Consider the following 22,576-nt stretch of genomic DNA (forward strand, 5'->3'; position numbering starts at 1 on the left):
ATTCCGGCGCCGATACTAATAGCGGAGGTGGTATCAATGGCGACCTACGTTATGCTCACTACCTTAACTGATGAAGGAAGAAAGACGATAAAGTCGCATCCCCAGAGAATAAAAGAGGTGAATAAAGAGGTCGAGGCCATGGGAGTTAAGATAATAGCCCAGTATGCTGTTCTGGGTCTCTATGACTTTGTCAATATCCTGGAGGCCCCGGATAATATTGCTGTGGCCAGGGTAGCCAACGAGCTTGGCTCAAGAGGTACGATGCAAACGATGACCATGGCTGCGATGACCCTCGATGAGTTTTGTGGTAACAGCTAAAGAGAGCCGCCGATTCGGAGATTCGCTGCAATGTCTGCTCCTGGCGACGAACAACAAGGCTAAGGTGCGTGAGTACCGGAGTCTGCTGCAGGCCCTCTCCTTCAGGCTGGTTACTCTGGAGGAAAGAGGCATTGCCCGTGAAGTTGACGAGGTAGGAGAAAGCCTGGAGGAGAATGCCAGGCTAAAGGCGGTGATATTATCTGCTGAGAGCGGGTTAGTGGCCCTGGCTGATGATTCCGGGTTAGAGGTTGATGCCCTGGGTGGCGAACCGGGTCGGCTGTCGGCACGTTATGCCGGTGAAGGGGCTTCGGACAGCGACCGGGTTAGCTATCTCCTGTCCAGACTCGAGGGTGTACCCTGGGGAAGGCGTTCTGCCCGTTTCCGCTGTGTTATTGCGGTTGCCACTCCTGATGGAAGGCTGGGGTTTTGTTATGGCGAGTGCCCGGGGCTGATAAGTCTTGAGCCGAAGGGAGAAGGAGGCTTTGGCTATGACCCCATTTTTTATCTTCCCGAGTTGGACAGGACGATGGCCCAGTTATCGCTGGAGGAGAAGGACAGAATCAGTCATCGGGGACAGGCAGCCGGTAAAGTGCCCCGGGTGCTGATGGAGATGGGATTATGACCGGACTTTATGATTCTTTTCAGCGGCCGATAAATTACCTGCGTATTTCGGTAACCGACCGTTGTAATCTGCGCTGTGTCTACTGTATGCCGGCTGATGGTATTTGCCAGATATCCCATGGAGATATTCTTACCTATGAGGAAATTTGCACCATAGTCCGGGCGGCGGCTGATCTGGGTATAAGCAGGGTCAGGCTTACCGGTGGTGAACCTCTGGTGAGGCTGGGTCTGGCTGATCTGGTACGAATGCTGGTACGGTTGGATACCATTGACGATGTCTCCCTTACCACAAACGGGACACTACTCGGCAGTTATGCTCCTATCCTGAAACAGGCAGGTCTCAAGCGGGTCAATATCAGCCTGGATACCCTCCGGTCGGATAGATTCAAGAGTATTACTCGCAGCAGTTATGATGTTGCCGATGTCCTCAGGGGTATTGATAGTGCCGGGTCGGTGGGACTCAGTCCGGTGAAGATTAATATGGTGGTTATGGCCGGTATTAACGATGATGAAGTCCTTGATTTTGCCAAAAAGACTATCGTAGAAGGGTGGCACGTGCGCTTCATTGAATTTATGCCTACTGCGGGAATAGCTTACAGCACCTCTCATTTTGTTCCGGTCAGCGAGATAAAGAAACGTATTGAGACGTTGGGTAAACTGGAGCCTGGTCTAACACAGGTTGGTAATGGGCCGGCCCGGTACTTCCGTTTCCCCGGAGCCTGCGGCACGGTTGGTTTTATCAGCCCGGTCAGTGAGCATTTCTGTTTTAATTGTAACCGGCTGCGTCTTACGGCTGATGGAAAGCTCCGCCCTTGTTTACTCTCTGACGATGAGGTGGATCTAAAGCAGCCTATTCGTAGCGGCATATCTTTATCGGAGCTGAAGCGATTAATAACTGCTGCGGTAAGCAGTAAGCCGCTGCGTCATCGTCTGTCTGAGGGGTTTTTGCCGGGAGACCGGCCGATGACTCAAGTAGGGGGTTGATTTATGGGAGAGCTAACCCACCTGGATGCCCGGGGGCATCCTAAGATGGTAGATATCAGTGCCAAACCTGATACTCAGCGTGAGGCAGTTGCCAGGGGGGCTGTCAGGATGCAGGCGGCTACCCTCGATCTCATAAAGAAGGGTGGTGTGGTCAAGGGTGACGTTATGGCGGTGGCCCGGCTGGCTGGCATTATGGCAGCCAAGCGGACGCCGGACCTGATACCCCTGTGCCATCCGCTGCTTATCGGGGATGTTGAGGTTGACTTCAGCCTGGATGAATCCAGTTGTGTTGTGGAGATTACGGCTACGGTGAGGAGTATCGGCAAGACGGGTGTGGAGATGGAGGCCCTTACTGCCGTGGCGGTTGCTGCCTTAACCATCTATGATATGTGTAAGGCGGTTGACCGTGGCATCAAAATTGAAGGCATCCGTCTTGCCAGGAAGAGTGGTGGTAAGAGTGGTGTAATTGACCTTGATGCCGTGTGAATTAGTACCTTTTCCCTTTCGTCTCTCACGCGCTCCGTTCTTTCAAATTCCTTCTCAAATTACCTGGTGATATCGAAGCAAAATACTGACATGGTATTTGTCCTGGTTTTGTTTGCCTCTTTTTTATTGATTAACGAGGAGTAGATTGCTTTGCTCTCCAAGATAGGGTAAAGTTATCACGATGGTGAGAACAAGTAAATCCGGCACCAGTACCATTTTTGTCTGTCAGCAGTGTGGCAAGGAGAGTCTCAAGTGGTTGGGGCGATGTCCTAACTGCCAGCAGTGGAATACTTTTACTGAGACCAGGTCCACCGTTGCTACCGCTTCCGCATCGGTCTCATCGCTTAACCCGCCCCAGGAGCTGTCCCGTATTGTCACCGGTGACCGGGACCGTTTTCCGCTTCCCTTGTCCGAATTTAACCGTGTCTTGGGAGGAGGAGTTGTCTCCGGCTCGCTGACCCTTATTGGCGGTGACCCGGGTATCGGTAAGTCTACCCTGCTGCTCCAGGCTGCCGCACTGATCGCTCGGGAGCAGGGTAATGTGATCTACGTTTCCGGTGAAGAGACGTTGCATCAGATTAAGATCCGGTCGGATCGCCTCGGGGTCAAGGGTGATAACCTCTATCTTCTGGCGGAGACCGACCTTGAGGCTATCCTTTGCCGGATTGACGAGCTGTCACCCATACTGGTGGTGATTGATTCCATTCAAACAGTATGCCTCTCTGAACTTGAGGCAGCGCCGGGTAGCATCGCTCAGGTGCGTGAGTGTACCCTGCGGATTATGCACTGGGCAAAGCAGAACGCGGTCCCTGTTTTTATCGCCGGACATGTTACTAAGGACGGTGCCATCGCCGGTCCCCGTGTACTGGAGCACATTGTTGATATCGTGCTATATCTGGAGGGCGAGTCTTTCAGCGCCTATCGTTTGTTACGTTGTGTCAAGAACCGCTTTGGCTCTACGAACGAGGTTGGTATCTTCGAGATGAAGAGTGAAGGTCTGCTTGAGGTGTCTGACCCATCGCAGGTATTCCTGTCGCGGCGATTGAGTCACAGGGTAGGCTCAGTGGTAGTGCCTACCATCGAAGGTAGCCGTCCCTTGCTGGCGGAGATTCAGGCCTTGACCAATCCTACCAGCTTTGGTCTGCCGCGGCGCACCGCCAACGGCGTTGATTTTGGCCGCCTGTTGCTGGTTACTGCGGTACTCTCCCGTCGGGTTGGATTAAGGCTGGGCAATCAGGATATTATCGCTAATGTCACCGGCGGACTTAAGGTTGGGGAGCCATCGGCTGACCTGGGAGTTGCTCTGGCTATTGCCTCCAGTTATCGTGATGTTGAGGTCGCCCCCGGGTTGGTAGCGGTAGGGGAAGTAGGCCTGAGTGGTGAACTGAGGACGGTCTCTCAGTTGGAGAGGCGGGTGGGTGAAGCTGCCCGGTTAGGCTTTAGGCGTTGTCTGGTGCCGGAAACAGGGTGTAAGGTCAGCGTGAAAGATAAGGACATCGAGCTTATTCCGGTTGCTACACTTAGGGAAGCAATCGGATTGGGGCTGGTTAGGGGTGGTAAAAAGAGCAAGTCCGGTGCAGACTAAGAATGGACATTTAATACGGATTACCGGCCGGCTACTGGTTTAGTATTATGTGCAACGAGTCCGTTTTTCCTTTATAATCTATAAATCAATCAAAGGATGAGGTATTACTATGTGGCAGTGGTTTACTGCTAATGGTCTGGAGATACTTATCTGGTCAATTGTGATACTTGTCGCACTTGTCATCACCATGCACCGGACTGAGTCTCTGGTTAAGAAAACAGCGACGAGGAAAGGGCCGGCGAAGAAGTATTCACGCTGGCTTACCGCTGTGCGTGTGCTTATCTGGATTTGCCTTGTCTTTGTCGGCCTGGCAGCGGCCGCTGTGATTATTTCGCGGCAGGGTGTCGAGGGTATGGTAACTCAGGACGAAGTGGAGGTATGGTTTCTTACGCATGGAGTCTATATTCTGGCGGTCGCTGCGATAGCGTATTTCTTCTACCGCCTGGCCAGGGTGTTGATACCCAGGATGGTTGATCATTGGGTCAAGGGGGTTGGTAAGGGGCGATATGCCAAGGAGGAACGGACAAAAAGATCCCAAACACTTAGTAGCTTCCTCACCGGTTCGGCTACTGCCGTCATCGTACTGGTAGCGGTGCTTATGATTCTTTCCAGAGTTGGTATCAATATTACCCCGCTCCTGGCGGCCGCCGGAGTAGTCGGTATCGCCATCGGCTTTGGGGCACAGAGCCTGGTCCGGGATATGCTGCGCGGGGCACTGATATTGATGCAGAATCAGTATAACAAGGGCGATGTGGTTCGGATTGCCGGCATCACCGGTCTGGTCGAGGATGTTAACATAATGAGGACAGTGATGCGGGATCTTGATGGCATCGTGCATTCGATACCCAACGGTGAGATTAGTGCTTCCAGCAATTATACCAAGGAGTGGTCGCGGGTTAATATCGATATCCCGGTAGCCTATGGGGAAGACCTTGACCATGTAACGGAAGTCATCAACCGTGTCGGTGCCAGCCTGGCCGAAGACGATATCTTTGGCCGGATGATAACGACTGCTCCTAAGGTGCTCCGGGTAAATAACTTCGGAGAATCAGGTATTGAGATTAAGGTATTGGGTGAGACCAAACCGCTGATGCAGTGGGACGTGACCGGAGAGCTGCGGAAGAGGGTGAAGAAGGCCTTTGACCAGGAGGGGATAGAGATTCCCTGGCCTCACGTAAAGATATATTTTGGCGACGGTCCGATGGGCAAAGGGCTGCCCTGTCCATCCTGTTCCCGCCCCAACCTTTCCGGCAGCCGGTTCTGTGCCCACTGCGGGACCAGCCTCACTGCAAAGTAATTCTACCCTGTTTTATACTCTCTATTCACTTCTGCTGCCTGATAATGTAGCGTTTTCAACTGGTTCCTATTAATGTTGGTTTAAGAAGAATTGTCTGGGAGAGTATTGACGGGGGCAAGATTAGCCATATAATATGATGCTACCCTTCGGGTAAGCTTGAACTATTATCTAATAAGCAGGACCTCCTTAACTAGTTTATGAATAGTCATCGTTGAATTAAGTCGGATGAATAACATCGCTTTAGTTATAGCTGTTGTCGGCGGCCTCATATTCCTGGCGCACTTTTTTGTGCATATATTTGACCGTACCAGGGTACCCGATGTCCTGATGCTAATAATTGTGGGTATCATATTAGGCCCCGTATCCAAGCTGGTTCCTATTGAATCCTTCGGCTTGGTAGGCCCGGTTTTTGTGACCATAACGCTGGTAGTAATTCTTTTTGAGGGCGGCGTCGCTCTTAAGCTGAGGGTGTTAAGCTCTGCACTCAGTAAAGCAGTTAAACTGGCTTTTGCCAGCTTCTTTCTGACCATGATAGTCGTTGGAGTTGCCGCACACCTATTGCTTCCGCTGGACTGGATCCCATCTCTGATTATTGGTTCTATCGTTGCATCAACTTCGGAAGCAATCATAATTCCGTTAGTGAAGCAGTTAAAAACTAGCGAAGAAATGCATGCCCTTTTGTCTGTCGAATCCTCCATCAACGATGTGCTCAGCGTTGCCGTAACATTAGCGTTGATCGGGGCTTACGGACTCGGTGGCATCAATGTTGGCACAATAACGGGTGATTTAATAGCATCTTTTTTAGTGGCGATTATTTTTGGATTCGGAGGAGCATTCTTATGGTCTCTAATATTGCGCAGAATACACACTATGAAAAATGCTATGTTTACTACTGTGGCAATCGTATTCGCTCTGTTTGGTCTGGTGGAAACACTTGGCTTTAGCGGAGCAATTACCGCATTAGCTTTTGGCATAACGATAGGTAATATTGAATCGATAAGACTACCTAAGTTAGGCAAGCCACTGGCGGGTAATCCTGTCGGGCTCACCGAAACCGAAAGGGCCTTTTTCACGGAAGCTTCTTTCCTGCTTAAAACCTTTTTCTTCATCTATTTGGGAATATCGCTTCAGTTCTCCAGTGCCGGGATTATTCTAATAGGCATATTGATAACTTTCATGGCATTCGTATTACGTATTCCGGCAGTTAAAATCACTGTAGGCAGATCTTTTACACTGAAAGAGGCCGCTCTAATATCAGTAATGATTCCCAAAGGCCTGGCAGCGGCTGTATTAGCTTCGATTCCGGCTCAGGAAGGTATTATTGGCGGTGAACTGATTCGAGATGTTACCTATATTGTCATACTGAGTAGCATTGTCGTGACGTCGGTAATTATACCTTTATTGGGAAGGGCCCGGGTATCTTACTTATACCAAAGTATTGTTTCGGGGAATATCAGGGATTTGAGGAAAGTTAGGCTGATAAATCCGGCGGCAACCTCTCAGTCGAACGGCTATATCAAAAGACTGGAAGAGGGCGGGAAAGTGGTGCCATTAGGTGATAAGATGTTCGGTGACAGTAAAAAGGATTGATCACCTTAGTCAGTAAGAGCTTACTTTGAATATTATGCTGGCCCTTGACAGTACTTCCCGGGCATATAGAGGAATCGGGCGTTCTCCGCTGCCGGTCTTTTCGTACTGCTGTAGTATTGTCTCGAGGGCATTCTGCTGTAGTCTGTTCAGTATCACGTGATTGAAAATGTAGCCGTTTTTTTCTCTGGTGTAGGTAATGCACCCCAATAGATCGCCTTTGCTTATGATCGTATCGAGTTCTCTTTCCTCGGATTCCAGTAGATGTATTGGCACTTTGCCAATTACCAGATCACCGTCACTATCTAATATCAATACACGTTGCAATCCATTCTCGTTTTGCTCGGTCGCCTCAATTTTCTTCAGTATTACCGCGGGGAAGTGAAGTTGTGCTTTATAGATTGGAATGGGAGCATCTGAAAGGTAATTATCTCCGGCGCCTTCCAGGCCACCCAGTAGCTCGTGAGAAGAAAGATTGGAATCTATATTATCCCTTATTATGTAGTTCTCTATAGTCTCTTTGCTCTTTATATCGCCTAAAGCAATTATGTTTGTTACATACTTCTTCAAGACCCATGGCATGATTTTTCTATTGATTGCGTGTTCTGCGATATTCTCCAGAGCCATCAGATGTTCGGAGTTGATATATACCGGAACGGGAACATATTCTTGGGGGCGGACTTCAATTCCTAGTATCGCGTACTTCTTACTTGCCTTCTCCAGTTCTCTTATGAAACTCTTAATGATCTCAAAAGTTGACCTGGAAATCAGTGTCGTTACCAGGTCTGCCTTTTCCGTGCAGCATAGCATCCTGACCTTGTCTTCCGGTAGGATTTCGTCACTTATTCTGACCGGCAACAGAAATATCAGACGGTTTAGGCTGTTTCTTTTTAATATTTTAAACATCATTAAAAATATGATTATCCTAATTCTTAACTTAGGAAGCATAGCCAATTTACAGTAATATGATCAGTTTGTCAATAACCGGGCCTTGCATTGATGTTTGATCGGGCATGCCATATTGGCGTGATAATGCCTTTTGGTAATCCCATTTCCATTGGCAGGGGGACCAGTTGATGGGAGAGAATCAATCTTTCTTTCCTTGACGTTCAATCCTGACTTTGGTAAGGCAGGGGCTAACGGATAGGGCATCGAATATCTAAGCGTACTGGCTTGGATAGAGTACGGCTTTTGCTTTATAATCAGTTATGGTTCCGAATGTTGAATTAGGGGGGCGGTCAGGGGTAGGTGCAGTTATTGTGGCGGCGGGCTCAAGTCGACGGATGGGAGGGCAGGATAAGTTGACTGCTTTACTGGGCGGGAGGACAGTTTTGGCCCGGGTGGTTGATGCCTTCGAGAGCTGTCGTCTGATTGAGCGGATTGTAATCGTCTTGGGGGCATTAAACCTGGAGTGGGGTCGGCGGCTGGTAGTCGAGCAAGGATGGTCCAAGGTAAGCGATGTCTGTGCCGGGGGTGAGCGTCGCCAGGACTCGGTAGCTGCCGGACTGAGCCATCTTACCGGCTGTGGCTGGGTAGTAATCCATGATGGAGCCAGACCGCTGTTGACCGAAGATCTGATCAGCCGGGGGCTTGCCGCGGCTGAGGAAACCGGTGCTGCCGTGGCGGCGGTACCGGTTGGTGACACCATCAAGCTGGCTGAAGGTGGCCTTGTTTGTGAGACTTTGCCCCGTGATAATCTATGGGCGGTGCAGACTCCTCAGGTGTTCCGTATTGACATAATCAATGAAGCCTGCCGGAAGGCAGATAGTGAGGTAACCGATGATGCCACGCTGGTGGAGCGGATGGGCTGCCCGGTTAAACTGTATTCCGGATCTTATGATAATATAAAGATTACTACTCCTGGGGATCTGGCTTTGGCCGAGGTTCTGGTGAAGAAGTATGGAGGGTAGGGTGCGTGTCGGTATAGGCTATGATGTTCATCCCTTTGCTGAGGAACGAAGGTTGGTGTTGGGAGGGGTGGTGGTACCCTTTGAAAGGGGACTTACCGGTTGGAGTGACGCCGATGTACTGACCCATGCTATTATCGATGCCCTGCTCGGGGCAGCATCTCTGGGTGATATCGGTGGGCACTTTCCTCCCGGCGATATGAAGTATAAAGATATTTCCAGCCTGGTTCTACTGGAAAGAGTGAGAGATGAGCTGGCGAAAAACGGTTGGCAGGTAGGCAATATTGATGCTACCATTGTGGCTGAGCGGCCCATGCTCGGTAGCTTTATTGGGGAGATGTGCCTGAAGCTTAGCAATACGCTGGGTATCGATGTGGGCAGGCTGAGTATTAAGGCAAGTAGCTCTGCCGGATTGGGGTTTGTTGGAAATGGGGAGGGAATCGAGGCTCAGGCAGTAGCCCTGATAGAAGCTATTTAGGACTAGATAAGAGTTTATGGTTATTGTTTATGGGATGGGTCTGTTAGCTAATCTTCTTCCCGGGATTTATGACTGCGTCTGTCCTTAGCCCCGGCCTTACCGGGGCAGCTAGGCATGTACTAGTTCATAAAGGAGATGTAGTCAAATGTCGCTCATTACCAGCGTAAAAAGGGATATCAGGGCTGTCCTCGAGAGGGATCCTGCCGCGTCAAATGCTGTGGGAGTGGTGTTTACCTATCCCGGGTTTCAGGCCCGCCAGTTTCATAGAGTAGCCCATATCCTCTATCTTAAACATATTCGCGGTCTTCCCATGATGTTGGCCTACGCCACCCGCTTCCTGACCGGTATCGAGATTCATCCCGGGGCAAAGATCGGAGAGGGCCTGTTTATTGACCACGGTATGGGGGTGGTCGTCGGTGAGACGGCCGAAATTGGCGATAATGTTACTCTGCACCAGGGGGTAACCCTGGGTGGTACCAGCACTCAGAGGATTAAACGTCATCCCACCCTGAAGGACAATGTTATGATCGGAGTTGGCGCTCAACTTATCGGGAATATTACCATTGGTGAGAACAGCAAAGTGGGCGCCGGTTCGGTGGTACTGGACTCGGTACCGCCTAATGCTACCGTGGTCGGGGTGCCGGGGCGGGTGGTAGCGGTGAGGAATCCGGATACCGATACTGTGGAAAGGTTACCAGACCCGATAGGAGAGCAGCTGGAACGCCTGGAGATGAGAATAGCAGAACTTGAAAAGCGCTTGGACAAAGCTGAAGGGGGAAAAAGTGAAGGTATTTAATACTCTCTCTGGAATGAAGGAAGAATTCGTACCCCGGGGTAATGAAGTCAAGATGTACGTCTGCGGGGTTACTCCCTACGCTGACAGCCATATTGGACATGCTATGAGCTATGTTATCTTTGATGTCATCAGGCGTTACCTCCAATTTAAGGGCTATAAGGTAAAGTATGTGCAAAATATTACTGACATTGATGATAAGCTTATCGACCGTGCCGGCAAACTCGGTAGTTCGGTCAGTGAACTGGCTCAGAGGTTCACCGCAAGCTATTTCGAAGATATGGATGCCTTAAACGTTGGCCGGGTCGATATCTACCCCCGGGCTACCGAGGAGATAGATAAGATTATTGAGGTTATCGGGGGCTTGATAGATATGGGGTATGCTTACCCTGCCGGAGGTAGCGTCTATTTCCGGGTAGGTAACGTCCCCGATTACGGGAAGCTTTCTCACCGTAGCCTGGAGGCTATGATGGCCGGAGGCAATGTGGATTTTGATAAGGAGAAGGAAAATTCTCTGGACTTCGCCCTCTGGAAGGCAGCTAAGCCGGGTGAGCCCTGGTGGGAGAGCCCATGGGGCAGGGGTAGACCGGGCTGGCACATTGAGTGCAGTGCAATGTCCCTAAAATACCTGGGGGATACTATTGATATTCATGGTGGCGGTCAGGATCTGGTCTTCCCTCACCACGAGAATGAGATTGCACAGTCGGAAAGCTTCACCGGCAAGAAGCCGTTTGTTAAATACTGGCTGCATAATGGTATGGTGCAGTTTGGCAATGAAAAGATGAGTAAGTCCCTGGGTAATCTGATCACCATCAAGGATGCGCTTACCAGACACAGTGCCGACGCTATCCGTATCTTTATACTTAATTCCCATTACCGGAGTCCCCTGACCTACCTGGAGGAATCGTTTGAGGCGGCGGAGAAGGCTGCGGAGAGGTTGCAGCAGGCGGCGCGGAGCGAGGCTACCGTAGGAAAGGGGGAGGGGTTGATAGACATTGATACTTACCGCAGCCAGTTTGTTACCGCCATGGATGATGACTTTAATACGGCGCGGGCGCTGGCTACCCTGTTCGATCTGGCCCGGGAGATTAACCGCGCTGTCGAGTCGGGTTATCGTGTTGCTGCCGCACAACAAATGCTTGTCGAGCTGTCCGGTATTCTGGGACTGACCCTCAAGCCATCGGATAAGCCGGTTATTGATGCCGGGCTGGTGGCCCGGATTAGAGACTCGGTATATCAGGAACTCGATCGTGTTGTTGCTGATGAGACAGTGCAGACGGCGGAAGGGTTGATTGAGGAGATGATTAGTCTGCGTAATCAGCTGCGCCAGGCTAAGGAGTGGCAGCTTGCCGATATGGTCCGCAGCAGGCTTGATGAAGCCGGTATTATTCTGGAAGATACTACTAATGGTACGGTAGCGAAGTATAGACGGTAGGCTATCCATGAATGATATCGGGGTTATTGTACTGGGTGTGGTTGTGCTGGGGCTGCTTGGCTTCGGCTGCCGGGGGTTTTTTGCCAATTCTGATATTCACCTGGCGCTCCGGATAGCGGTGGCTGCCATCGGTGTGGGGATCCTGGTGCTGGTGATAAGAATGGTCCGGGCCAGGTTAAGCAGGAAGCGGAAGAAAGAACACGGGGAGGTCGAGAAATGACCTTTCCCATGTCGGCTTTCGTGAGAGTTCTCTTCAGTGCAATAGCCTTTCCAGTTTTGCTTTCTGAATTCCGTTAGATGATACCATCAGTGCTGGAGATCAGTTTTCTTCCGGGGAGGAAAACTGATACTATCAGGCTCCTCACGAAAACAACGCCGAGAGTATAATGTTTAATTCTTTGCTATATCGCTGGTTGTTTTGATGGCCGGTGGAAATTCGGCCTGCCGTATCCTATACCCCATATACGGTTACATTCAAACTTTTGCCATCTAATTTGATGTTTTCTTACCTCTGGGTTATGATTTCTGTGACTGATATTAGGAGGACATCGCATGCATGAGATGATTATTACTACCTCGGACTGTGTCGAGGGTAGGTCGATTGTTAAGACAATCGGGCTGGTCAGGGGTAATACCATCCGGGCCAGGCATGTCGGCAAGGATATTATGGCCGGACTCAGGGGTATCGTTGGGGGTGAGATAAGCGAGTACACCGAGATGATGTCTGAAGCCAGGGAGCAGGCTATCGGTCGTATGGTTGAGGATGCTGAGGCTAAAGGGGCCAATGCTGTGGTCAGCACGCGGCTGGCGACATCGATGATAATGCAGAATGCCTCTGAGGTGCTTGCCTATGGGACTGCTGTTGTGCTGGAGTAGAGGCCAGGGTTGACCAATAGTCTAACGGAGCAATTGAAGCAGTTGCCGACTGCTCCCGGCGTTTATCTGATGAAGGATGCTGCCGGTAACATTATCTATATCGGTAAGGCAGCTAACCTCGGGAAACGGGTAAGGTCATACTTTACCTCCGGGCAAAAGCTATCTGCCAAAACACGGCGGATGGTAAACCGGGTCAGGGATATCGATTTTTTCGTCACCTCATCGGAGCAGGAGGCGCTTATCCTTGAGTTGAACCTGATTAAGAGGCACCGCCCTCTCTATAATGTCAGCCTCAAGGATGATAAGACTTTCCCTTACCTCAAAATAGATACCGATAATGACTGGCCCAGGATATATGTCACCCGCCGCCTGGAACAGAACAGCGGCCGCTACTTTGGCCCCTTTGCCAGCGCCGGATCGGTACGTCAGACGCTAAAGGTACTGAAAGAAATCTTCCCATCCCGTTCTTGTGCCAAGAATATTACGGGTAGCGCTCCCCGCCCGTGCTTGCAGTATTACATACGGCGTTGCCTCGGGCCTTGTATCGGTTCGGTGAGCAAGGACGAGTACGCTGAGGTGATCCGGCAGATAGTCCTTTTCCTTGAGGGCAAGCAGGATAAGATCATCCGTGAGCTTGTGGGCAGGATGGAGGAGGCGGCCAGGGACCTTGATTTTGAAAAGGCGGCCCTGCTCAGGGATCGCATCCAGGCGGTGAGGCAGGTTATTGAAGGACAGAGGCTGGCGACTAGGGTAAGGGGTGAGCAGGATGTTATTGCCTTCGTCCAGGATAGGAGCCGTGCTTATGCTCAGGTATTCTTTGTTCGTGATGGCCGGCTGGTGGGACGGGATAGTTTTATTCTGGAGGGTACCAGTTCTGAAAAACCGTCTCGGATTATGACCAGCTTCGTCGAGCAGTTCTATCACTCTGCCCCCGGCATACCTCCTCTGTTGCTGCTCCAGCACCCGCTGGAGGACAAAGTTGTTGTCGGGAACTGGCTGCAGAGGAAGCGGGGGGGTAGTGTTCGTATTCAGATCCCACGTCGGGGTAGTAGAAAAGAGCTGGTCGATATTGTTGCTGAGAATGCCCGGCAGGGGCTGGAACAACTCAAGATTAAACGGCTGGCATCACCCAAAGTTCTTAAGTCAGCACTGACCGAGATAAAGAGGGAACTTGATCTCCCCCGTCTGCCGTACCGTCTGGAGGGCTATGATATCTCTAATATTCAGGGGGAGCTGGCCGTGGGTAGTATGGTGGTCTTTGAAAAGGGAAGTCCGGTCACTTCCCGCTACCGGCGCTTCAGAATTAAGACGGTGTCCGGGGCTGACGATTACGCTATGCTTGCCGAAGTGCTTGGTCGCCGTTTCAAGCGCTTTAGCAGTGCCGCCGATGATTGGGCGGTCCTGCCCGACCTGATACTGGTTGACGGAGGTAGGGGGCAGCTAAATGCTGCCTTGTCTGTAATAGATAAGGCTGGCGTGGGTCCGGTACCCGTTATCGGTCTGGCTAAAGAAAATGAGGAAATCTTTATCCCCCGGCGGACGGAGCCTGTTGTCTTATCCCGCAGCTCACCGGGACTTCAGTTGCTTGAGCGTGTCCGGGATGAGGCACACCGCTTTGCCCTGGGTTATCACCGGAGAGTACGCAGCCGGGCAGGTATTACTTCAGCCCTCGATGCCGTTCCCGGTATCGGGCCCAAGCGCAGACGGTCACTGCTAAGGCGGTTTGGTTCACTCGCCGGGATAAGAAGGGCTTCTCCCGATGAACTGGCCGCCGTTGATAATATGAACCCTGAACTGGCCAGGAAAGTAAAGGAGTATCTGTAAGTAAGATGCCGGCTAACCTACCGCCGCAGTATTTTGAGGCTGAGAAGAGGTTCCGTGTCGCCAAGAGCGTCGAGGATAAGGTAATGGCCTTAGAGGAAATGCTGGCGATTATGCCCAAGCACAAGGGGACGGATCATCTGAAGGCGGAGCTGAGGCATCGGATTGCCAAGCTGACCCAGGAGGCGGAGAAGAAATCAGGAACGAAGCGGAGCTCGCTTCTGATTGAAAAAGAGGGTGCTGCTCAAGTGGCGGTAATCGGTATGCCCAATGCCGGGAAGTCCCAGCTTGTCTCCAGTATTACCAACGCCTCTTCATCGGTAGCAGAGTATCCCTTTACCACCTGTACTGCTATCCCGGGAATGATGGAGTTTGAGAACATACAGATACAGTTGATTGATACTCCGCCATTTGGCGAACAGCCCGTTGAGTGGTGGCTGCGTCATCTGATTATCCGGGCTGATGCCCTGCTTCTGGTGATAGACCTGGCCGGTAATCCTCTGGCTCAGGTGGAGAAGATTACGGAACATCTTACACAAATGAGGGTAGGCATTGGTAATCCAAAGCCGGTAGAAGGGGAGGATATTATTCTCTCGTATAAGAAAGCTCTGATCGTGGGCAATAAGATTGATCAGGATGGCACCGGGAACGCCTACCTGCGATTAAAAAAGAGGTATGCCGGAGAGCTGCCGGTCACCTCTATCTCGGCTAAAATGGGGACCAGTCTGGAAGAGCTGCGCTACGAAGTGTACCGGATGCTTGACATTATCCGGGTGTATACCAAAGCCCCCGGACAGAAACCCGAGATGAACGCCCCCATCGTCTTGGAGAAGGGGAGCACGCTCGCCGATGCCGCTGAGTCCGTGCATAAGGACTTCCGGGCTAAGTTGAAGTATGCCCGCATCTGGGGCTCGGGAAAACACGACGGCGTGATGGCAAAGCGGAATCATGTCCTCCAGGATGGTGATGTTATCGAACTGCACCTCTAATGTGTTTCGGTAAGAGTATGAGCATGTTGTCGTGTCGTAAGCCGGTCTAGTATAATAGCTGGCAAAGGTTAGAGGAGTGTGATAATTAGTATGCTTACGACGGTGATCGGAAGTTACCCCCTGAGCTATTCCGATTTGGGGAGGGATGCGATAGCTGGTTCGGTGAAAGACCAGCTTGATGCCGGTATACAGTTGGTCACGGATGGCCAGACAAGGTATGACATAGTAGAGTATTTTGCCAGGGCTATCGAAGGCTATCGCTACGATGCGGGTAGCTCCCAGAGTTTTATCAAGGGAAAGATAGGGAAGGGAGACCCTGGGGTCTTCCTGGAAGACCTGGAGGTTACCCGGAGTATAGCCCCCCATGTGAAGGGCAATATCACCGGGCCGGTAACGCTGGTCTTCTCCTCAAGGCTCGAGGGTTACTACCGGGGATACCAGCACAAGCAGGTTTATCTCGATACCGCTGATGCCCTGCTCGGTATCGCCCGTGCCCTGGAGCAGAACGGTGCGGAGTGGATACAGATTGATGAGCCCTTCCTTTCTGTTGGCGCTCCGATGGATATCGCCAGAGAAGCAGTGCAGAGAATAGCTCTGGGGCTTAAAGTACCGGTAGCACTTCATGTCTGTGGAAACGTCAACCGGATATTCAAGGAGCTTATGGGGTGGGATGGTATCAGGATGCTTTCCCATGCTTTCATGGGTGATGGTAGCCTTGAGATATTAGACTTTCCCGAGCTTCGGGATTCGGACAAAGTGCTGGGATTGGGCTGTATCGATACCAAGAGCACCAGGGTGGAGGAGGTCGAAGAGATAGAGAAGCTGATAAGAACGGCACTGACAAGGGTACCGGCGGAGCGTCTTGCTCTTCACCCTGACTGCGGACTACGCATTCTGCCCAGAGAAGTCGCTTTTGAAAAGATGAAGAGGATGGTAATCGCGGCCGGAAGGGTCCTGCAATGATGGCGTCCGGTTAGTTGACATAACTACACCAAGTGTGCGCTTTTGTATCTTCCCGGTGCTATAGTTCGGTATAGCGTTGTTACTGGAACTACCGGCTGTTCGCCTTTGCTGAAGGAGGGAGCGTGATGGCTAAAGTCAAGATGGGGGCGCAGCCCCTGATTTACCCCATGCCCGTTTTATTGGTCGGGGCGAATGTTGCCGGCCGGCCGAATGTTCTGGCGGTTGCCTGGGGCGGTATTGCCAATGGTGAGCCACCTATGGTATCGGTTGCCGTGCGGCACCAGCGTTACACGCACGATGGTATAAAGCAAAGCGGTACTTTTTCTGTGAATATTCCCTCGGCTGATATGGTGAGGGAGGCAGACTACTGCGGATTGGTCTCCGGTACCAGGGTTGATAAAATAGCCGCCTGTAATTTTGATGTCTTCTATGGCAAACTGGGTAATGCCCCGCTTATTGAGCAGTGCCCGGTTAATTTGGAGTGCCGGGTGGTGCATACCCTCGATCTGGGCAGTCATTCACTCTTTGTCGGCCGAATTGAGGAGACCCATATCTCGGAGGAATGTCTTACCGGGAATAAGCCGGATATCGGGAAGATTAGACCTCTGGCCTATATTACCTCTCCGGACAGTCAATATCGGGTTCTGGGAGAGGTCATCGCCATGGCATTCAGTTGCGGTAAGGAGATCAAGGTAAAAAAGCACCCCTAAGTATGAGAAGAGTGTGAAATGCTGAGGAAAAGGCGTGGTCGCAGATGCGGTATATACCATTACACCAGCTCTTAGGTTCCTGGATCTCCGGCCACCGGTAGCCGGGCACGAGAGATTCATCGGTTCTTACCTGTTCTGCGGGGCAAGAAATGTCATTGTTGATGTCGGCCCCGCTGCGGCGATGCCCAACCTGCTTCGCTTGATAACCGGTCTTGGCATAAGCCGTGATGCCGTTGACTATGTAGTACTGACTCATATCCATATCGATCACGCTGGTGGCATCGGTGCGCTGATTAAGGAACTGCCCCGGGCCAGGGTTATCGCTCACCCCCGTGCCCGTCCCCACCTGATTGACCCTGAGATGCTCTGGGTGGCTAGCTGCAAGACACTGGGCAGTCTGGCTGCCCAGTACGGCCGGATTGAACCGGTCCCTGAGGGTAAAGTATTGGATGCCAGGGATGGGATGGAGCTCGATCTGGGGCAGGGCATGGTGCTGGAGCTATATTTTACCCCGGGGCATGCCCCGCATCACCTGAGCCTTTATGATAGAGCAGGCGGTGTACTTATTGCCGGCGAGGCGGCTGGCGTCTGTCTTAATGGGAATATCAGGCCGGCGACGCCACCTCCCTTCCGGTTGTCACAGGCTCTGGACTCAATAGATAAGCTGACGGCGCTCAAGCCTCAGCGGATATGCTACGGCCACTTCGGTTGCTACGATAACGCACCGGAGAGGCTTACCTTTATCCGTAAACAGATTCTTGAGTGGTACAGGATTATTAGCTTAGAAGCCAGGGCAGGGAGGTGTCCGGAGGATATACTCGCTACACTCCGGGAGAAGGATAGCAGCCTGGATTACCTGGATGGTCTGGAAAGGGAGAGTTATGAAGTGCAATATAGGCTGCTTATCAACAGCATCAATGGTCTTTCCCGATCTGCTAACGGTTAGAGGGCGGGCTGCAGAACGGGGTATGATACTACAGCAGAAATTTTTCCACTGCTGCCGCCAGGCCGTTGTGCTCGATATCCAGGGTTATCTCGTCGGCGATTGCCTTAACTTCGTCAGGGGCGTTACCCATTGCGATGCCCAGACCGGCCGAAGTAATGAGGGGAATGTCATTTTCTCCGTCTCCGATAGCCATAATCTCGCTTGAGCTTATGCCTAGATATTTAGCCAGCGCTTCCAGGGCTGTTCCTTTCGATACTCCGGGAGCAACTATATTGATGAAGTCGACCCCGGGATAGCTTGGCGTTCTGACTCGGGAGAAGTGGAGGCTGGAGTTGAACCTGTCGCGGATGGCTCGCACTTTAGCCGCTTCTCGAGGAGAGGTAGCGACCATTCCCCCCTTGATAATTCTCTCTCGCTCCCAGATGCCATTGAAGTCGGTTATCGTCGGCTCGATACCAAAGAACTTATTGTGAATATCTGATGACCAGCTTTCCTTTTCGACAAAGTAGTGGCTCGCTGAGTACAGGTCGATACTGATATTATTTTCGTGGGCGAACTCGACTGCCTGTTTCACCGTTTCCCGGCAGAGTGGTTGAGCATAGACCTCCTTATCGTGGCCGGGAGTGCTCACTAGGGCGCCATCAAAGAAGATGTGGTAGCCGTCTAAGTCCAGTTGACTGATCAGGCTCAGACAGGCTCGAATGGCGCGTCCGGTGGATAGGGAAATCATTATCCCCAGGCGGCTGACCATGGTTAAGGCTTCTCTATTCTCAGGTGTAATGGTGCCGTTCTTATCGACCAGGGTCCCGTCGATATCTATGACTAAAAGCCGGTAGGGTTTATCCGCCAAAGCTTCTCCTTGATGTCTGGTATAAATGGAGACCCATAATCAATCACAAGCGTATCACCGCCGTATTCTGGATAGGATTCTATTCTGCCCACCAGCTCAGAACGCGGGTGCCCAGACCGGTATGAATCGTAACCAGGGGGCCGATATTGCTGATGAATACCTCTTCGCACCGGAACTGCGCTAAAACCTCCTCCTTAATCTGCTCGGCTTCGGCCATAGCATCGGCATGATTAATGGCGAAGTGTAATCTGCTATCAGGATGATTGCCCCGTACCAGACTGAACAGCGTCTTGAGTGTCTCGCCTTTGGTCCGGCACCTTGCGATAGGACTGGTTTTTCCTTCCGTAGAAGCATCGAGCTTCAAGATGGCGGTATTGCTGACCTTAGAGTTTGCCCATGGTCGTGCTTTGTGGATTCTACCGCCCTTCGCCAGATAATAAAGATTGTCCGATAAGATAACGAGATTTACCTTTGTTGTCATATCACTGGCCAATCCCAATAATTCCTTGAGGTTGCTTCCGGCAGCATTCGCCTTGGCGAGTTCCAGCGTTATCATCATTTTTGGGCTCCGCCCCAGCTCTTTGAGTCAAGAATTTCTATCCTGGTTTTGGATAACTCATCTTTTACCAGGTCCTTTGCCAGAAGAGCTGACTTTACCGCCATACCGAGATGTTCACTATAGCCAATATATATTATAGATTCATGTTCCTTGCTCAGCTTGCGGTATGCACTGACAAAATCGTCGGGGGAGGGGGATGAAGTCGTCGGCAGGTTTCCTTCTTCCTTCCATTTCGGTATCTTCTTGTAGAATTGTACCAGGTCTATCTCATTCTCAGGGTACGACTCACCGTCCATAAGGATGTGAACAGGTGCTTGTAGGAGTTTGTATTTACTGGCGATTTCTGCAGGGAAATAACTCACGGTATCAGTCATAACGGCAATATTGGACATTTGTCACCTCCTTAATGATTACCGAAAAACCAGTACAGTGTGCTCAACTTTGTCTTTCGTACATAGATTTTTTACCGCTCGCTCGGTAACTATGTCGAGTGATTTGCCTGTTGTCCCGCCAACGAAACAGTCAATTGAGCGATGTTTTCTCTAGTATAGCATAATCCGGATGATACGATTCGTCGCGAAGACAGCCGGCCAGTTTGAGCAAGTATTATCCGAAGGTATGCGTTACGGGTTACCCGGATGGGTTAGGCACCCGGGTTTACCACACGGCCAACAAACAGTATCGCTCCGGTCTCAATGTCGCGAATCAGGAAGACGAAGGGATGATCAACGTTAACATTGATAGGCATATCCGGAGCTGCGGTCAGTTCCATCGCTACGGCGGTGGCGGCGGCTGCTTCTGTCCCGGCTTCATCTACAGAGACGAATGCCTTGTGCACCACGTCTGCAATGAACAGGTCTCGGTCGCCCGTCATGCCGGAGAAGTCTGCGTCTGCCGAGAAGGCGACCGGCATTCCTAGTGCTGAGAGGGTCTTCTTGAGACTAAAGTCTGACTCGAATTCAAATCTGGGCATTGTCAGGTTTATTTCCCTTTGTTGCAGGCTTCCCAGTATGGCGTCTACCTGCTGTGCGTCTAACGATGCTTCGAATGATTCGAAATGGTCTCGTGCGGGCAGTAAGACTACCATCGAGAGTTCACGGCCGTCATATGGCAGTTCGATCGCCTGATAGCCATCACCATCGGCGTAGCCGAATGATTCGGTCTGCCTCATCATCGACACAATTATTTCATTGCCCTCGAGTAGATAGAAGGTGCCGTCGCCGGTCGCCTCTTCTGCAAAGGGATACTGCCATGCCGCGTTGAAGTATATGGCATTGGTAAGGACAAGACGGGTCAGTGCGTTGATCAGGCCCTGTGGAATCAGGTCTTCGATTCGCCCTTCCGTCTGGTCACTGACCCAGTCGTTGATAATGGTGCGGGACTCTTCCGGTGCGCCCGCGAAATCAAGAATTCTCAAACCCGCACCGTAGTTTTCAGCCAGTACATCAAGGAACTGGTTGAGAAACTGGTAGTTCTTCTGTCCCCAGATGGCGTTGACAATGTTCAGCCGAAAGCCATCGCCATCCTTGCCCTGGCTGGCTGCACCACGTTGGGCTAGTTCGATATCAAGGCTGTTGAAGGCCGGGTGCAGGCGATCTTGGGGAAGACTGAAGCGGAGGGCATCCGACATCTGTTGCGCGGTTTCACTGCGAGCGCCGGCATATGTCATCGCCAGTGCCAGCGATATGCTGTAGGGAGAATAAAAAAGGTTATCGTCATCTTCTTTTCTTAGTTCCTGATACAAATCGAAAGCAAAGGCGCTGTTGCCGTCGACCAGAGCTGCCAGTTCGGCCTGACTGACATCCGGTGAGGTTGACCGCGGCTTCTCCGACTGAATTACCTCACCTGATGCCGGTTGCGTACAGGCGGTCAAACCGATCATTACGACCATTATCGCTGCTAAAACCGACGTTCTTTTCATTGCCATCTACCTCAAGCTAATATCTCAGGTTGGGTTACGCTTGATATTTATAACGACCGGATCGAATTTTTGTTAGGCCTTCTAAGCCCGGAACCTGATGGTACTACTCCGCGGGTATCCCTCAGTCTGAATTATGATATCACTGCTATCTTTATCCAGGCTCCAGAAGTGAAAAACCGGTCTTCGTGTCTCTGACCCGCGTTGCCTTCGCCCCAAGAATCTCATACAGGATGACCTCTCCCACCAGCCAGGTCTCAACGCCGGGTCTTAAGCATCCGCTCATAGTATGCCCCGACCGACCCAGCGCAGCGTGTATGTGTAGTACCGGTTTTCCGTTCTCATCGGGGGCAAGTATGCCCACCCCTAACACCTCGTGTGCTTCGTCAACAGGCAGGAACATGGGCTGCGGGGGCATCTCACGTGAGCACCGCGGACCAACAACGATTTCGCCGCCTCCGATACCGCCGACCAGAACGGCTTGCCCTACCGATACCCCGTTCTTTTCAGCAAAACGCTCGATGCACTCGGGTACCACATCCCCGTCCTCCAGCCTAATCACAAAGACCCTGCCCAGCTTTCCCTGAACGGACTTCATCGTAAATCTCCTCGCTTTCAACCGGTAGATAAAACTCTAGTTGAGCTCTATGGTTTTGTCAAGGCTACCAGCTGCCGGGCAAATCGAGCAATGGCCTTAACTCAACATCGTATTGACACACTTCTTTTTCCAGAGGTATCAAGGCCGCCGGTTCGATTTGCAACAGGAGCAACTCCTCCTTGACGATAGGGGCTAACCGGGGTGGGAGCGGGGTTGATTATTACCGACTGCCTCGTTGCACTGAGCTTTATTTATTGTCGGCGCTTCTAAGGATAGAAAATACCATCGCCTCTTCAATTAAATAATAATATTTGCAGCATGATTGATATCTAATAACCTATTTTAGAAGCCAAACTACAAGGCTACTTATACTCATCTAATTCCGATATCATTACAAACAGAAAGAATCAAAATAGACCTGTTACCTTACCTGTCTTAACGTTGACATCAACCCTTCGGAAAGCTGGATTAGATGAAGTTCCAGGCATAAGGCTGATATTACCAGCAACCGGACAAAGAAATCTAGCTCCGGAGTAAATCAGCACGTCTCTTATTGGCAATACCCATCCTTTGGGAACACCTTTTAGTGTTGAGTCATGAGATAAGGAAAGATGAGTTTTGACCATTACTGTCATATAATCGTCGTATTTTGTGTCTGACTCAAATCGCCTAGCTTTGGCTTCCGCTTCTAAAGACCATACTACACCTTCAGCCCCATAGACTATTCGTGCGACTCGATCGACACGCTGGCGAAGTTTCATATCCATAGGATATAGAAACTTAAAATTAGTTTCTTCATTGCAGGCATCAACTACAGCATCAGCAAGTTCAAGTGCCCCCTCGCCACCATGTGCC

The 22,576-nt window shown here is 51.1% G+C and carries 25 protein-coding genes; 18 read left to right on the forward strand and 7 right to left on the reverse strand.

What is annotated here, in order from left to right; all coding sequences use genetic code 11:
* The first annotated feature begins 36 nt into the window (after positions 1–36).
* The 7 genes from PHI12_03430 (at position 37) to PHI12_03460 (ending at position 6,881) form a co-directional block, all read left to right on the forward strand.
* The gene (locus tag PHI12_03430) at positions 37–318 is read left to right on the forward strand and encodes a GYD domain-containing protein (protein MDD5509852.1); all 282 of its coding nucleotides are present in this window, start codon (positions 37–39) and stop codon (positions 316–318) included.
* Positions 296–940 carry an RdgB/HAM1 family non-canonical purine NTP pyrophosphatase gene (gene rdgB, locus PHI12_03435; protein ID MDD5509853.1) on the forward strand — a complete coding sequence of 215 codons (645 nt, stop codon included), beginning with the start codon at positions 296–298 and terminating at the stop codon, positions 938–940. The genes PHI12_03430 and rdgB overlap by 23 nt, the downstream gene beginning before the upstream one ends.
* Positions 937–1,923, forward strand: a complete 987-nt coding sequence (moaA, locus tag PHI12_03440) for a GTP 3',8-cyclase MoaA (GenBank protein MDD5509854.1) — start codon at positions 937–939, stop codon at positions 1,921–1,923. Before rdgB ends, moaA begins: the two co-directional genes overlap by 4 nt.
* Before the next feature lie 3 nt (positions 1,924–1,926).
* Positions 1,927–2,409: a cyclic pyranopterin monophosphate synthase MoaC gene (gene moaC, locus PHI12_03445; GenBank protein MDD5509855.1), complete on the forward strand. Its 483-nt coding sequence runs from the start codon at positions 1,927–1,929 to the stop codon at positions 2,407–2,409.
* A gap of 181 nt (positions 2,410–2,590) precedes the next feature.
* Positions 2,591–3,994, forward strand: coding sequence for a DNA repair protein RadA (gene radA / locus PHI12_03450; GenBank protein ID MDD5509856.1), 1,404 nt, complete (start codon positions 2,591–2,593; stop codon positions 3,992–3,994).
* Positions 3,995–4,103: 109 nt separating this feature from the next.
* Positions 4,104–5,291, forward strand: coding sequence for a mechanosensitive ion channel (locus PHI12_03455; protein ID MDD5509857.1), 1,188 nt, complete (start codon positions 4,104–4,106; stop codon positions 5,289–5,291).
* Between the two features lie 225 nt (positions 5,292–5,516).
* Positions 5,517–6,881, forward strand: a complete 1,365-nt coding sequence (locus tag PHI12_03460; GenBank protein MDD5509858.1) for a cation:proton antiporter — start codon at positions 5,517–5,519, stop codon at positions 6,879–6,881.
* A gap of 9 nt (positions 6,882–6,890) precedes the next feature.
* Here the strand turns inward: PHI12_03460 and PHI12_03465 are convergent, their stop codons facing one another.
* On the reverse strand, positions 6,891–7,787 hold the full coding sequence (locus tag PHI12_03465) for a hypothetical protein (protein MDD5509859.1): 897 nt from the start codon (positions 7,785–7,787) through the stop codon (positions 6,891–6,893).
* A 299-nt stretch (positions 7,788–8,086) separates the two neighbouring features.
* Here PHI12_03465 and ispD point away from each other — a divergent pair, with 299 nt between their 5' ends.
* From ispD to PHI12_03520, 11 genes are all read left to right on the forward strand, one after another.
* Positions 8,087–8,788: a 2-C-methyl-D-erythritol 4-phosphate cytidylyltransferase gene (ispD, locus tag PHI12_03470; protein ID MDD5509860.1), complete on the forward strand. Its 702-nt coding sequence runs from the start codon at positions 8,087–8,089 to the stop codon at positions 8,786–8,788.
* Position 8,789: 1 nt separating this feature from the next.
* Positions 8,790–9,263 (forward strand): 2-C-methyl-D-erythritol 2,4-cyclodiphosphate synthase, encoded by a 474-nt coding sequence (gene ispF, locus PHI12_03475; GenBank protein MDD5509861.1) that lies wholly within the window; start codon positions 8,790–8,792, stop codon positions 9,261–9,263.
* A 145-nt stretch (positions 9,264–9,408) separates the two neighbouring features.
* Positions 9,409–10,059: a serine O-acetyltransferase gene (cysE, locus tag PHI12_03480; protein MDD5509862.1), complete on the forward strand. Its 651-nt coding sequence runs from the start codon at positions 9,409–9,411 to the stop codon at positions 10,057–10,059.
* Positions 10,046–11,491: a cysteine--tRNA ligase gene (cysS, locus tag PHI12_03485; GenBank protein MDD5509863.1), complete on the forward strand. Its 1,446-nt coding sequence runs from the start codon at positions 10,046–10,048 to the stop codon at positions 11,489–11,491. The genes cysE and cysS overlap by 14 nt, the downstream gene beginning before the upstream one ends.
* A 7-nt stretch (positions 11,492–11,498) precedes the next feature.
* Complete coding sequence (locus tag PHI12_03490; GenBank protein ID MDD5509864.1) at positions 11,499–11,711, forward strand: hypothetical protein; 213 nt, start codon at positions 11,499–11,501, stop codon at positions 11,709–11,711.
* 341 nt (positions 11,712–12,052) lie between these two features.
* A complete protein-coding gene (locus PHI12_03495) occupies positions 12,053–12,367 on the forward strand; it encodes a YbjQ family protein (protein MDD5509865.1) in 315 nt (104 codons plus the stop codon).
* A gap of 9 nt (positions 12,368–12,376) precedes the next feature.
* Positions 12,377–14,191, forward strand: a complete 1,815-nt coding sequence (gene uvrC / locus PHI12_03500) for an excinuclease ABC subunit UvrC (GenBank protein MDD5509866.1) — start codon at positions 12,377–12,379, stop codon at positions 14,189–14,191.
* A gap of 5 nt (positions 14,192–14,196) precedes the next feature.
* Entirely contained in the window at positions 14,197–15,177 is a 981-nt protein-coding gene (locus PHI12_03505) for a 50S ribosome-binding GTPase (protein MDD5509867.1), read from the forward strand.
* Positions 15,178–15,267: 90 nt separating this feature from the next.
* Complete coding sequence (locus tag PHI12_03510; protein ID MDD5509868.1) at positions 15,268–16,140, forward strand: hypothetical protein; 873 nt, start codon at positions 15,268–15,270, stop codon at positions 16,138–16,140.
* Positions 16,141–16,265: 125 nt separating this feature from the next.
* Positions 16,266–16,850, forward strand: coding sequence for a flavin reductase family protein (locus PHI12_03515; protein ID MDD5509869.1), 585 nt, complete (start codon positions 16,266–16,268; stop codon positions 16,848–16,850).
* A gap of 34 nt (positions 16,851–16,884) precedes the next feature.
* Positions 16,885–17,796 (forward strand): MBL fold metallo-hydrolase, encoded by a 912-nt coding sequence (locus PHI12_03520; protein MDD5509870.1) that lies wholly within the window; start codon positions 16,885–16,887, stop codon positions 17,794–17,796.
* Positions 17,797–17,824: 28 nt separating this feature from the next.
* On the opposite strand, the gene PHI12_03525 is transcribed toward PHI12_03520, so the two are convergent.
* The 6 genes from PHI12_03525 to PHI12_03550 all read right to left on the reverse strand — a co-directional run.
* Positions 17,825–18,646, reverse strand: coding sequence for a Cof-type HAD-IIB family hydrolase (locus tag PHI12_03525; GenBank protein ID MDD5509871.1), 822 nt, complete (start codon positions 18,644–18,646; stop codon positions 17,825–17,827).
* A gap of 79 nt (positions 18,647–18,725) precedes the next feature.
* Complete coding sequence (locus PHI12_03530) at positions 18,726–19,205, reverse strand: DegV family protein (GenBank protein MDD5509872.1); 480 nt, start codon at positions 19,203–19,205, stop codon at positions 18,726–18,728.
* A complete protein-coding gene (locus PHI12_03535) occupies positions 19,202–19,597 on the reverse strand; it encodes a DegV family protein (GenBank protein MDD5509873.1) in 396 nt (131 codons plus the stop codon). The genes PHI12_03530 and PHI12_03535 overlap by 4 nt, the downstream gene beginning before the upstream one ends.
* A 251-nt stretch (positions 19,598–19,848) precedes the next feature.
* On the reverse strand, positions 19,849–21,126 hold the full coding sequence (locus PHI12_03540; protein ID MDD5509874.1) for a serpin family protein: 1,278 nt from the start codon (positions 21,124–21,126) through the stop codon (positions 19,849–19,851).
* Positions 21,127–21,277: 151 nt separating this feature from the next.
* The gene (locus tag PHI12_03545) at positions 21,278–21,721 is read right to left on the reverse strand and encodes a DNA-binding protein (protein ID MDD5509875.1); all 444 of its coding nucleotides are present in this window, start codon (positions 21,719–21,721) and stop codon (positions 21,278–21,280) included.
* A gap of 407 nt (positions 21,722–22,128) precedes the next feature.
* Positions 22,129–22,576 (reverse strand): formate--tetrahydrofolate ligase (locus PHI12_03550; GenBank protein ID MDD5509876.1); only part of this gene is annotated, 448 nt, incomplete at its 5' end.

Source organism: Dehalococcoidales bacterium (assembly GCA_028716225.1).
GTDB lineage: Bacteria > Chloroflexota > Dehalococcoidia > Dehalococcoidales > UBA5760 > UBA5760.